The organism is Pseudomonas sp. Z4-20 (assembly GCF_051131955.1).
GTDB lineage: Bacteria > Pseudomonadota > Gammaproteobacteria > Pseudomonadales > Pseudomonadaceae > Aquipseudomonas > Aquipseudomonas marvdashtae.
In genome coordinates this window covers 4456414-4468504 of sequence record NZ_CP071641.1, presented here as the reverse complement: position 1 = coordinate 4468504, position 12091 = coordinate 4456414, and the positions used below count along the sequence as shown (strand labels likewise).

The following is a 12091-nucleotide window of genomic DNA, read 5'->3' as shown; positions in this document are numbered from 1 at the left end:
GGAGCAGCCATAAGCTTCAAGCTACAAGCTGCGAGTCGGTTCACCCCCACTTGCAGCTTGCAGCTTGAAGCTTGCCGCTGAAGTATTGCCCATGAACCTTGAAAACATTTCCTGCCAGAAAAGCTTTGGCGGCTGGCACAAGCGTTACCGGCACCGTTCCGAAGTGCTTGGTTGTGACATGGTGTTTGCCGTCTACCTCCCGCCGCAGGCGGAGCAGGGCGGCAAATTGCCCGTGTTGTACTGGTTGTCCGGACTGACCTGCACCGACGAAAACTTCATGCAGAAGGCCGGGGCCCAGCGCTTGGCTGCCGAGTTGGGGCTGATCATTGTCGCGCCGGACACCAGCCCCCGTGGCGCCGACGTGCCGGGCGATCCGGATGGCGCCTGGGACTTTGGCCTCGGCGCGGGCTTTTATGTCAACGCCACGCAGGAACCTTGGGCGCGGCATTACCGGATGCATGACTACGTCGTGCAGGAATTACCGACGCTGGTCGAAGCCCATTTCCCGGCATCCGATAAACGAGGCATCAGTGGTCACTCCATGGGTGGGCATGGCGCGCTGGTCTGCGCGTTGCGCAACCCCGGGCGTTACCGCTCGGTATCGGCGTTTTCGCCGATCAACAACCCCATGGATTGTCCATGGGGGCAGAAGGCCTTCTCCCGCTACCTGGGAGAAGACCGCTCGAAATGGCGTGAGTGGGATGCTTGTGCGTTGATCGCCGAGGCCGGCGAAAAGCTGCCGCTGCTGGTGGACCAGGGTGATCGTGACGATTTCCTGGCCAACCAGCTCAAGCCCGAAGCCTTGCAACAAGCCGCCAAGGCGGCCGGCCATCCGTTGGAACTGCGCCTGCAACCGGGCTATGACCACAGCTACTTTTTCATCGCCAGCTTCATCGATGAACACTTGCAACATCATGCACGCGCCCTGAACGGCTAATGCAGGTAGAATCACGCCCTGACAAAAATCGGGGCGTTTTTTTATGCGTATTGGCCACGGCTACGATGTTCACCGTTTCGCTGAAGGCGACTTCATTACTCTGGGCGGCGTGCGTATCGCACACGGCTTCGGGCTGCTCGCGCATTCAGACGGTGACGTTTTGCTGCACGCCTTGAGCGATGCATTGCTTGGCGCGGCCGCCTTGGGCGATATCGGCAAACACTTCCCGGACACCGACCCGCAATTCAAGGGCGCCGACAGCCGCGTGTTGCTGCGTCACGTGGTTTCGTTGATCCACGCCAAAGGCTGGAAAATCGGCAACGTCGACAACACGATCGTTGCCCAGGCGCCCAAGATGGCGCCACACATCGAAGCGATGCGCCAGCAGATTGCCGAGGATCTGCAGGTTGACCTTGACCAGGTGAACGTGAAAGCCACCACCACCGAGAAGCTTGGCTTCGTCGGTCGCGAAGAAGGTATTGCCGTCCATTCCGTTGCGTTGTTGCTGCGCCCATGACCGAACTCGAACTATTGGGCCCGCGGGCCTACGGTGAGTCGCTGGGCAGCGCGGTACTCAAGGCCACGGCGGAAGATTTCCAGGTCGATGAAGTGCTCGACATTCCGTTGAGTGGCGATGGCGAGCACCTGTGGATCTGGGTTGAAAAACGTGGCCTGAACACCGAAGAAGCGGCCCGGCGCCTTGCCAAGGCTGCCGGGGTACCGTTGCGCACGGTCAGCTATGCCGGGCTCAAGGATCGCCAAGCCCTGACTCGCCAGTGGTTCAGCGTGCAGCTGCCAGGCAAGGCCGACCCGGATTTGTCGGCGGCGGAAAATGAAACGCTGAAGATCCTCAAGACCGGTCGCCATCGGCGCAAGCTGCAGCGCGGCGCGCATTCGGCCAATGGTTTCACCCTGCGCCTGACCCAGTTCAAGGGCGACAAAGAGGCTATCGAAGCGCGTCTGCAACAGATTATTCGCCAAGGCATTCCGAACTATTTCGGCGTCCAGCGTTTTGGCCATGACGGCGCAAACGTCGTTGATGCCCGTGCCTGGGCTGCTCGCGGGGCATTGCCGGAGCAGCGCAACGTGCGTTCGCGCCTGCTGTCCACGGCCCGTAGCTTTCTGTTTAACAAGGTGCTGGCGGCCCGGGTGGCCGATGGCACCTGGCAAACCGCCCAAGTAGGCGATTTGCTGGCGTTCACCGACAGCCGCAGTTTCTTCCCGGCGGGCGAAGCTGAATGCAGCGATCCGCGCCTGGCAATCCTCGACCTGCATCCGACCGGGCCTCAGTGGGGCGAAGGCCCTTCGCCCACCGCTGGCGCGGTATTCGAGCTCGAGCAAGCCGTCGCCGAAAGCGAGGCCTCATTGCGAGACTGGTTGATAACCGCGGGAATGAGTCACGAACGTCGCATCCTGCGACTGCCCATCGGCGGGCTGTCGTGGCATTATCCCTCGCCTGACATTCTGCAATTGGAATTCGTCCTGCCGGCCGGATGCTTCGCCACTGTCTTGGTGCGCGAACTCGTCGATCTGGTGCCGGTAGGGCAGACGGACAGCCCATGCGTATTCTGATTTCTAACGACGATGGGGTGACAGCACCCGGCCTTGCCGCGCTTTATGCTGCGCTGGCGGATTTTGCCGAATGCGTGGTCATCGCCCCGGACCAGGACAAGAGCGGCGCCAGCAGTTCGCTGACGATCGACCGTCCGCTGCACCCCTGTTACCTTGAAAACGGTTTCATCAGTCTCAACGGCACGCCGACCGATTGTGTGCACCTGGGCCTTAACGGCCTGTTGGAGCGCGAGCCGGACATGGTGGTCTCAGGTATCAACCTGGGCGCTAACCTGGGCGACGACGTGCTGTATTCCGGTACTGTCGCGGCAGCCCTGGAAGGTCGTTTCCTGAACCAGACCTCGTTTGCCTTTTCGTTTGTTTCACGGCAGGTCGATAACTTGCCCACCGCCGCCTACTTCGCCCGTAAACTGGTGCAGGCCCACGGCGCGCTGGACCTGCCGCCGCGCACGGTGCTGAATGTGAACATCCCGAACCTGCCGCTTGACCATATTCGCGGCATCCAGCTGACCCGCCTGGGCCATCGTGCCCGCGCCGCCAAACCGATGCACGTCGTCGACCCGCGCGGCAAGGCTGGCTACTGGATCGCAGCCGCCGGCGATGCCGAGGACGGCGGGCCTGGCACGGACTTTCATGCGGTCATGCAAGGCTATGTCTCGATCACGCCCTTGCAGTTCGATCGGACCTTCAACGATGCCTTCCTACATCTCGATGGCTGGCTGGAGGGGCTGCGCTGATGGCTCGCGAACAAGACGATATGCTCCGCCGCGGAATCGGCATGACCTCCCAGCGTACCCGGGAGCGACTGATCCAGCGGCTGTACGAAGAAGGGCTGTCCAACGCCCAAGTGCTGGAAGTGATCCGTCGCACGCCACGGCATTTGTTCGTCGATGAGGCCTTGGCCCATCGTGCCTACGAAGACACCGCGTTGCCAATCGGCCACAACCAAACCATTTCCCAGCCTTATATGGTCGCTCGCATGAGCGAGTTGCTGCTTGAGGCGGGGCCGTTGGACAAGGTGCTGGAGATCGGCACGGGGTCGGGTTACCAGACCGCGGTATTGTCGCAACTGGTGGAGCGGGTGTTTTCCGTGGAGCGCATCAAGGTGCTGCAGGATCGCGCCAAGGAACGCCTGGTGGAGCTGAACCTGCGCAACGTGGTGTTTCGCTGGGGCGACGGTTGGGAAGGCTGGCCGGCGCTGGCGCCTTATAACGGCATCATTGTCACGGCCGTTGCCACGGACGTGCCGCAGGCCTTGCTGGACCAACTTGCCCCCGGCGGGCGCCTGGTCATTCCGGTAGGCGCGGGCGAAGTCCAGCAACTGATGCTGATCGTTCGCGAAGAGCACGGTTTTTCGCGACACGTTCTTGGGGCGGTGCGTTTTGTGCCGTTGCTCAATGGGCCGTTGGCCTGAGCATTTATCAACGAGCGCTGAATTCCGTGGCATGGGCTGTGTCTTACGGCTGCACCGGTCAGTCAAGCGCTGGCCTGTCAAACGACGTTCAACAGCGTCTAGCAAACGTGTGCGGCAGCCTTTCGCGCTTCCTTTATAGAGGAGCGGCATCGGCCAGCCACGCGACAACAGGTCTGCCTGGACAGGCAGCTGTCCATTTCTTCAGCCACCACAAAGGGAGCGGCGGGTGAGTCTCACAGTCATTGCGCAGCGTATGGGTATCACGAGCTTTAAGCGCCTGGTGACTGGCCTTCTCTTGAGTACCTTGCTGGTCGGTTGTTCCAGTACGCCATCGGGTAATGTCCGGGTGGTCGATCGCAACAATGCGACGCCACAACGTCCTACAGTGACGACCGGCCAGTATGTAGTCCGTCGCGGCGATACGCTTTTTTCCATCGCTTTTCGCTACGGCTGGGACTACAAAGCCCTCGCGGCCCGCAACAACATTCCTGCGCCTTATACGATCCATCCGGGTCAGACAATTCGCTTTGATGGTCGCAGCGGTTCAACGCCGACCGCGGTCGTCACGCAGTCGGGTTCGACCTCTTCATCCTCGAGCAAAACGACGGTCATCCGTCGTCCGGCCGGTGCTGCGGCGGCAACTGTACCGTCCGTCGCGAACAAGCCGGCGCCTGCGCCGATGCCTCCAGCAGGCCCCGCCCCGACCGGCTGGGGGTGGCCTTCTAATGGCGTTCTCATTGGAAAATTCTCTTCAAACGGTAGTTTGAATAAAGGAATTGATATCGCCGGGGATTTGGGACAGCCTGTTTTAGCCGCGTCTGATGGCACGGTTGTGTACGCCGGGAGTGGTTTAAGGGGCTACGGCGAACTCGTGATCATCAAACACAGCGATACCTACGTCAGTGCCTACGGTCACAACCGCAGGCTGTTGGTTCGGGAGGGGCAGCAGGTCAAGGTCGGACAGACAATTGCCGAAATGGGCTCGACGGGTACGGACCGGGTGAAACTGCATTTTGAGATTCGCCGACAAGGTAAGCCCGTAGATCCGCTGCAATTCCTGCCACGTCGTTGATTTCAGTTGTCAGCCTGTTCCGTCACGTAGAGGGAACAGGCTCCAGCGTTGCCAAGGATAAAGGCGTCGCTTGAGCTTGAGGTCGAACTCACCAAAGGACTATAACAATGGCTCTCAGTAAAGAAGTGCCGGAGTTTGACATCGACGATGAGGTGCTCCTGATGGACACCGGCATCGCTATGGATTCGATGTCGAATGATGAAGGGGCGACTCCACCTTCCGTTCGTGCCAAATCCAAACACTCCGCTTCACTTAAACAACATAAGTACATCGACTACACCCGGGCGCTGGACGCCACTCAGCTTTACCTCAATGAAATCGGCTTTTCGCCGCTGCTCTCCCCCGAGGAAGAAGTTCATTTTGCGCGCCTGTCGCAAAGCGGTGATCCTGCCGGTCGCAAACGCATGATTGAAAGCAACCTGCGCCTGGTGGTGAAAATCGCCCGACGTTACGTCAATCGTGGGCTTTCGCTGCTGGACCTGATCGAAGAGGGCAACCTGGGGCTGATTCGCGCCGTCGAGAAATTCGATCCCGAGCGCGGCTTCCGTTTCTCGACCTATGCCACTTGGTGGATTCGCCAGACCATTGAACGGGCAATCATGAACCAGACCCGGACCATCCGGTTGCCGATTCATGTGGTCAAAGAGCTGAATGTCTACCTGCGGGCCGCTCGTGAATTGACCCAGAAACTCGACCACGAACCCTCGCCCGAGGAGATCGCCAACCTGCTGGAAAAACCGGTGGGGGAGGTCAAGCGCATGCTTGGGCTCAACGAGCGTGTCTCTTCGGTAGACGTCTCGCTGGGGCCTGACTCGGATAAGACCCTGCTCGATACCCTCACCGATGATCGACCCACCGATCCGTGCGAGCTGTTGCAGGACGATGACCTGTCCCAGAGCATCGACCAGTGGCTCTCGGAACTCACGGACAAGCAACGGGAAGTGGTGATTCGCCGCTTCGGCTTGCGCGGTCATGAGAGCAGCACGCTTGAAGACGTCGGCCTGGAGATTGGATTGACTCGGGAGCGGGTCAGGCAGATCCAGGTTGAAGGCCTCAAGCGCCTCCGGGAGATCCTGGAGAAGAATGGGCTGTCGAGCGAATCGTTGTTTCAATAACACCCCACGCAAGCACGGCAGGAAAAGCCCCGACTGGTTCGGGGCTTTTGCGTTTTGCGGCCGCAGTTTTAAGTCCTACCCAATTTGTAGTTCAGTTTGTAAGCCTTTGCCTAGTGTTACGTAAGTGTTCGGTTTCCCGCCGATAGGATAGATGGCTAAGAAAGGCGTAGATTTTTTCTATTTCATTGTTCTATAAGGATTTATTTTTTGTGTCTGAGGCGTTACAGCGGAAAAGGGGACGGACGAGTCTGATTGCACTACAGCAGGAAAATACTAATATCAGTCCTGTGTCGACGGACAGACACACCCGTCAAGGACGATGGGTAGGAAGGACATCGCAGGAGCGATTCATCAGGACGATGAAAAGGATTAAAGGGATTAGGGAAAAAATGTGGGCGGGTCAAATCGCCCCTTTTTTTGTCTGCGATTTGCCAGGCTCGAAAAAGCAAAAAGGCCCGCAAGGGGCCTTTTCAGCGAACGTCGAATGATCAGCGTTCCAGGTCGGCGATCTTGCCTGTCTTGCCATCCCACTCTTCGGCGTCCGGCAGGGCATCTTTCTTCTCGGTGATGTTCGGCCAGATGTCCGCCAGCTCGGCGTTCAGCTCGATGAAGTTCTCCATGCCAGCCGGCACTTCGTCCTCCGAGAAAATGGCATTTGCCGGGCATTCCGGTTCACACAGGGCGCAGTCGATGCACTCGTCCGGGTGGATGACCAGGAAATTCGGCCCTTCGTAAAAGCAGTCCACCGGACACACTTCTACGCAGTCGGTGTACTTGCACTTGATGCAGTTGTCGGTGACGACGAAGGTCATTTCTAATTCTCTCCTCAGGCGGCGGCAGCGGAACCCCTTCACGGTGGGCTCGCCAGGTTCGGGAGCGATGGTCTGCAGGCTAGGCTAATGGCCCGCAGCATCCCAAACCGCGCGAGATTCTAACAGCTTGAAAGCCTGTGCGTTAGATCCGTGTCTTCAATGTATAGAGCAATTCAAGTGCCCGGCGTGGCGTCAGGTCGTCCAGATCGACTTTGGCCAGTTCGTCGAGCACCGGGTGCGGCAGGCTGGCGAACAGATCGCTTTGCTGCGGCACGGCTGGCTTGCCTTTGGTCGGGCGCGGCGCCTCGTGCGGCAGGCTGGTGGTTTCCAGGCGACTCAGGTGCTCGCGGGCACGGGTGATGACGTCGCTTGGCACGCCGGCCAGTTGCGCCACTGCCAAACCGTAGCTCTGGCTGGCCGGGCCGGGCAGCACATGGTGCAGGAACACGATGCGCTCGTTGTGCTCGGTGGCGTTGAGGTGGACGTTGGCCACCAGTGGCTGGCTTTCCGGCAACACCGTCAGTTCGAAATAATGCGTGGCGAACAGCGTGTAGGCCCTTAACTGGGCCAGGCGTTCGGCCGCCGCCCACGCCAGGGACAGGCCGTCGAAGGTGCTGGTGCCACGGCCGACTTCGTCCATCAGCACCAAACTGCGCTCGGTGGCGTTGTGCAAGATGTTCGCGGTTTCGCTCATTTCCACCATGAAGGTCGAACGCCCGCCGGCCAAGTCGTCGCTGGAGCCGATCCGGGTGAAGATGCGGTCCACCAGGGACAGCTCGCAGCTCGCCGCCGGCACGAAACTGCCGATATGTGCCAGCAACACGATCAGCGCGGTCTGGCGCATGTAGGTCGATTTACCGCCCATGTTCGGACCGGTGATCACCAGCATGCGGGTGTTGTCGTCCAGGCTCAGGTCGTTGGCCACGAACGGCGTGGTCAGTACTTGCTCGACGACCGGGTGACGGCCCTGGCTGATGCGCATGCATGGCTCGCTGACGAAGCGCGGGCAATTGAGGTCCAGGTTCAGTGCGCGCTCGGCCAGGTTGCTCAAGACGTCCAGCTCCGCCAGTGCGCCGGCGGTGTCTTGCAGTGGCGGCAGTTGACTGATCAAGTCTTCCAGCAGCGCTTCGTAGAGCATCTTCTCGCGGGCGAGGGCACGGCTCTTGGCCGACAGCGCCTTGTCTTCGAAGGCCTTGAGTTCTGGAGTAATGAAGCGCTCGGCGCCTTTGAGGGTCTGGCGACGGATGTAGTCGGCCGGGGCCTGTTCGGCCTGCTTGCTTGGCAGTTCGATGAAATAACCGTGGATGCGGTTGTAGCCGACCTTGAGGTTGGCCAGGCCGGTACGGGCTTTTTCCCGGGCCTCGAGGTCAATCAGGAACTGGCCGGCGTTTTCGCTCAGCGATTGCAACTCATCGAGTTCGGCGTCGTAACCGGTCTTCAACACGCCACCGTCACGGATCACCGCGGGTGGGTTGTCAATAATGGCTTTTTCCAGCAATGCCGCCAGCTCCGGGTAGGTGCTGGTGGTGCACGCCAGTTGTTGCAAATGCGGGGCTTCGAGGTCGGTCATTGCCTCCTGGAGAGCGGGCAGGGCGCCGAGGGCATCGCGCAAGCGCGCCAAATCGCGGGGGCGGGCGTTGCGCAGGCCGATACGCGCGAGGATCCGCTCGATGTCGCCGATATCCTTGAGCTGCGGTTGCAACTGCTCGAAGCGATAGCGGTCGAGCAGGCAGGTAATGGAGGTTTGGCGCGCCAGCAAAACGGTCAGGTCCCGCAGCGGACGGTTCAGCCAGCGGGTCAGCAAACGGCTGCCCATGGCGGTCTGGCATCGATCGACCACCGATTGCAGGGTGTTGTCGCGCCCGCCGGCCAAGTTGGTATCCAGCTCCAGGTTGCGTCGGCTCGCGCCGTCCAGCACGACCGTGTCATCCAGGCGTTCGTGACGCAGGCTGCGCAAATGGGGCAGGGCGGTACGCTGGGTTTCCTTGGCGTAGGCCAGCAGGCAGCCGGCGGCGCCGATGGCCAGGGTCAGGTTCTCGCAACCAAAGCCCTTGAGGTCTTGTGTGGAGAATTGCTGGCAGAGACTTTTCAACGCTGAGTCACGCTCAAAATCCCACGGCGCCCGACGACGTACGCCACGGCGTTTTTCCGCCGGCAAGTCTTTGGGCCAATCATCGGGAATCAACAGTTCCACCGGGTTGACCCGCTCCAGCTCCGCCAGGAGGTTTTCCCAGCCCTTGATTTCCAGCACCGAGAAATTGCCGCTGGTGATGTCCAGCACCGCCAGGCCGAACAGGCGCTCATCGCCCAGGACGGCGGCGATCAGGTTGTCCCGGCGTTCATCCAGCAGCGCTTCGTCACTGACCGTGCCCGGGGTGATGATCCTCACGACTTGGCGTTCAACCGGCCCTTTACTGGTGGCCGGGTCGCCTACTTGCTCGCAAATCACCACGGATTCGCCGAGCTTGACCAGCTTCGCCAGGTAACCTTCCGCCGCGTGGTAAGGAATCCCACACATCGGAATCGCCATGCCCGCCGATTGCCCACGCGCCGTCAGGGTGATGTCCAGCAACTTGGCGGCCTTCTTCGCGTCTTCATAGAAGATCTCGTAGAAGTCGCCCATGCGGTAGAACATCAGCTGGTCGGGGTGCTGATTCTTCAGGCGCCAGTACTGCTGCATCATGGGCGTGTGGGAGGACAGGTCGTTCACGGCGGTATTCATGGGTATCAGGGAAGCTCGTTGAAAGGTGTAGGGCAAAAGGAGGGGCATTGGCCCGGCTTTTCCGCGATGGGCGCAAGGTTAACATGGGGGGTGGGGGGCGACCCAGGGATGAGTGCTTCGATAAGGTTAGTGAAACTGGGCTTTTGTCCTCCAAATTTGCCCTACATGTGGCGAAAAAATATCTGTGAAGCACGAACCAGGCAAAAGAAAGCCCGACGCATGGTCGGGCTTCGCTTCAGTCTTGAAAACAGGCTCGTTTCGCCTCGGCCTGCATCATGACCAGGTTTTGCTGCTTGGTAGCTTCCATCAAACCCAACAAGCTCTTCGTCTTTCTTAAGTGAATACTACGGCTATACATACGGCCATTTTTTGTTTCTGTTCAAGCGGACCTGTTTACCTCACCTCAACCACATCCAACGCTCGATTCGCCAACAACTGGCTCAGCTCAATCATCTGCTGGACCCCCAGCGCGATATTTCGTCGCGAGCCCTTCAGGTCGAATGCCAGGTCGCTGACCATGGCGTTGGCCGAGGCCAGGGTTTCGCTGAGGTTGGCGAGCAGGCTTTCGACGTCGATGTTGGGGGCAATGATGAAAAGAGTATCAACCGGTTCGCCGGTTTCTTTGTCGGCTTTGGGTTGAGGTAGTAATCAAGGGCGCGGGTGGCCGCTTCGTCGAGTTTCTTAGCGTTGGCCGATTGAGCGCGGGAGATGTGGTCTTTCGGGGGATTCGGAGTTGGCTTGGACATAGTCTTGGATCCTTAAGTTGGAGCCGCTACCAATCCGCTACTAAACGAGATGGGTGGCAGCTGTACGCAGGTTAGTAGACCGGGGATCCAAGGAACCGGCGCGCCCGAGGGCGCCCTGCGCACAGCTACCATTGAGCACAGGTAAGAAACACCAGGCTGAATGGAGCAGTGAGCACCTTGGAATACCGAGCTACTAAACCCGATCACTGATGGGCAGTGATGGAATCAAGGTACCGGTGGGGCCCAAGGCGCACAAGCCGGCGGATTCTGGCGTAGTTGTAGGCAGAGGCGCAAGAAAACGTAGCCTTGCGTCACACATTTGAAGGACGGGGGCGGCGCATTTTCCTAAGGACTTGTAGGCCGATTCCGTGGCGAGGGAGCTTGCTCCCGCTGGGCTGCGCAGCAGACCCTTTTTTGTGAGCGCTTCGCACTGGAGCGCCAGCCCGGTCAAGCGGGAGCAAGCTCCCTCGCCACAATGAATGCAATTGGTTGGAATTGCATACTTATGCAAATCAGCATTTGTCTTCCGCAAAAAGAACAAGCATTATGCGCGTTATGCAAAAACGCAACGTTTCTACCGTATTAAGAGCATTGCTCGATCAGCACCGGATCTCCCCCACGGAGCTTCACCGGCGTACCGGCGTGCCTCAGTCCACCCTCTCGCGGATCCTCAGCGGCAAGATTGTCGACCCTTCGGATAAGCACATCTCGAAGATCGCCGAATACTTTGCCGTGAGCACCGACCAGTTGCGCGGGCGCGCCGACATTGCGTCGGCCGGCGGCAGCCGTCGCGAAGAGCCGCATTCCGAACTCAAGGACATAAGCCTGTGGGACGATGACACGCCCGTCGAGGAAGACGAGGTGTCCGTTCCTTTTCTGCGTGAGGTTGAATTGGCTGCTGGATCAGGAAGATTCGTCATCGAGGAAAGCGAGCGCTCCAGCCTGCGCTTCGGCAAGCGCAGCCTGCGCCATAACGGCGTGCAGTTCGACCAGGCCAAGTGCGTGACCGTGCGCGGCAACAGCATGTTGCCGGTGTTGCGCGACGGTGCGACGGTCGGGGTTAATGCGGGCAAGTGTGGGATCGGCGACATCGTCGACGGTGACCTCTACGCCATCAATCACAACGGCCAGTTGCGGGTAAAGCAGCTTTACCGCCTGCCCACCGGCATTCGCCTGCGCAGCTTCAACCGTGATGAACATCCGGACGAGGACTACACGTTCCAGGAGATGCAAGACGAACAGATCGTCATCCTCGGTCACGTCTTCTGGTGGGGCATGTACGCCCGTTAACCCCTGCGCTGTCAGATAAAACCCGCCACCGTGCGGGTTTTTTTTCACCTCCTGATAACCCGCGACCCCGTATCTGCAAGGGTTTCATGCATTAGCGCATTCGACATGCATAAATAAATGCATTTACGCATTGACTGTATATGCATACATGCATATCCTGTGTCCAAGCCGCTCGACAAAGCGGCTGGCAACGAAGCTCTTTAGTTCCACCAACAGGCAGCGATGAACCGGCCTTTAACGGTTCAGAGGGTTGGCAACTGACCCGGGTGTGCAGCGTAAAGCACCAGAAGCAGTTATCCGGCGGGCAGGGGCCGCGGTCGGAAGAACAATTTGAATGGATCCGTACCGCGCCAGTCGCGCCGAAAGATCAAGCGCATTACTGAAAAGCCTGGGCGACCGGGCTTTTTGGAA

The 12091-nt window shown here is 59.5% G+C and carries 10 protein-coding genes and 1 pseudogene; 8 read left to right on the top strand and 3 right to left on the bottom strand.

Annotated elements, in window-relative coordinates:
• The first annotated feature begins 91 nt into the window (after window positions 1-91).
• The 7 genes from fghA to rpoS all read left to right on the top strand — a co-directional run bounded on the left by fghA (window position 92) and on the right by rpoS (window position 6110).
• Complete coding sequence (fghA, locus tag J3P82_RS20490) at window positions 92-937, top strand: S-formylglutathione hydrolase (protein ID WP_434558424.1); 846 nt, start codon at window positions 92-94, stop codon at window positions 935-937.
• Window positions 938-980: 43 nt separating this feature from the next.
• Entirely contained in the window at window positions 981-1454 is a 474-nt protein-coding gene (gene ispF, locus J3P82_RS20485; protein WP_434558423.1) for a 2-C-methyl-D-erythritol 2,4-cyclodiphosphate synthase, read from the top strand.
• Complete coding sequence (gene truD / locus J3P82_RS20480; RefSeq protein WP_434558422.1) at window positions 1451-2509, top strand: tRNA pseudouridine(13) synthase TruD; 1059 nt, start codon at window positions 1451-1453, stop codon at window positions 2507-2509. Before ispF ends, truD begins: the two co-directional genes overlap by 4 nt.
• On the top strand, window positions 2497-3246 hold the full coding sequence (gene surE, locus J3P82_RS20475) for a 5'/3'-nucleotidase SurE (RefSeq protein WP_434558421.1): 750 nt from the start codon (window positions 2497-2499) through the stop codon (window positions 3244-3246). Before truD ends, surE begins: the two co-directional genes overlap by 13 nt.
• A 41-nt stretch (window positions 3247-3287) precedes the next feature.
• Complete coding sequence (locus J3P82_RS20470) at window positions 3288-3923, top strand: protein-L-isoaspartate(D-aspartate) O-methyltransferase (protein WP_161796107.1); 636 nt, start codon at window positions 3288-3290, stop codon at window positions 3921-3923.
• A gap of 226 nt (window positions 3924-4149) precedes the next feature.
• Window positions 4150-4995 (top strand): peptidoglycan DD-metalloendopeptidase family protein, encoded by an 846-nt coding sequence (locus J3P82_RS20465; RefSeq protein ID WP_434558420.1) that lies wholly within the window; start codon window positions 4150-4152, stop codon window positions 4993-4995.
• A gap of 107 nt (window positions 4996-5102) precedes the next feature.
• Window positions 5103-6110: an RNA polymerase sigma factor RpoS gene (rpoS, locus tag J3P82_RS20460; RefSeq protein ID WP_186611216.1), complete on the top strand. Its 1008-nt coding sequence runs from the start codon at window positions 5103-5105 to the stop codon at window positions 6108-6110.
• Between the two features lie 488 nt (window positions 6111-6598).
• Here the strand turns inward: rpoS and fdxA are convergent, their stop codons facing one another.
• The 3 genes and pseudogenes from fdxA to J3P82_RS20445 all read right to left on the bottom strand — a co-directional run bounded on the left by fdxA (window position 6599) and on the right by J3P82_RS20445 (window position 10390).
• The gene (gene fdxA, locus J3P82_RS20455; RefSeq protein ID WP_030139464.1) at window positions 6599-6922 is read right to left on the bottom strand and encodes a ferredoxin FdxA; all 324 of its coding nucleotides are present in this window, start codon (window positions 6920-6922) and stop codon (window positions 6599-6601) included.
• A 142-nt stretch (window positions 6923-7064) separates the two neighbouring features.
• The gene (gene mutS, locus J3P82_RS20450) at window positions 7065-9632 is read right to left on the bottom strand and encodes a DNA mismatch repair protein MutS (RefSeq protein ID WP_434563919.1); all 2568 of its coding nucleotides are present in this window, start codon (window positions 9630-9632) and stop codon (window positions 7065-7067) included.
• 405 nt (window positions 9633-10037) lie between these two features.
• Window positions 10038-10390, bottom strand: a pseudogene (locus J3P82_RS20445) (DUF6124 family protein).
• A gap of 555 nt (window positions 10391-10945) precedes the next feature.
• Here J3P82_RS20445 and J3P82_RS20440 point away from each other — a divergent pair.
• The gene (locus J3P82_RS20440; RefSeq protein ID WP_434563917.1) at window positions 10946-11680 is read left to right on the top strand and encodes a LexA family transcriptional regulator; all 735 of its coding nucleotides are present in this window, start codon (window positions 10946-10948) and stop codon (window positions 11678-11680) included.
• Window positions 11681-12091 lie beyond the last annotated feature (411 nt).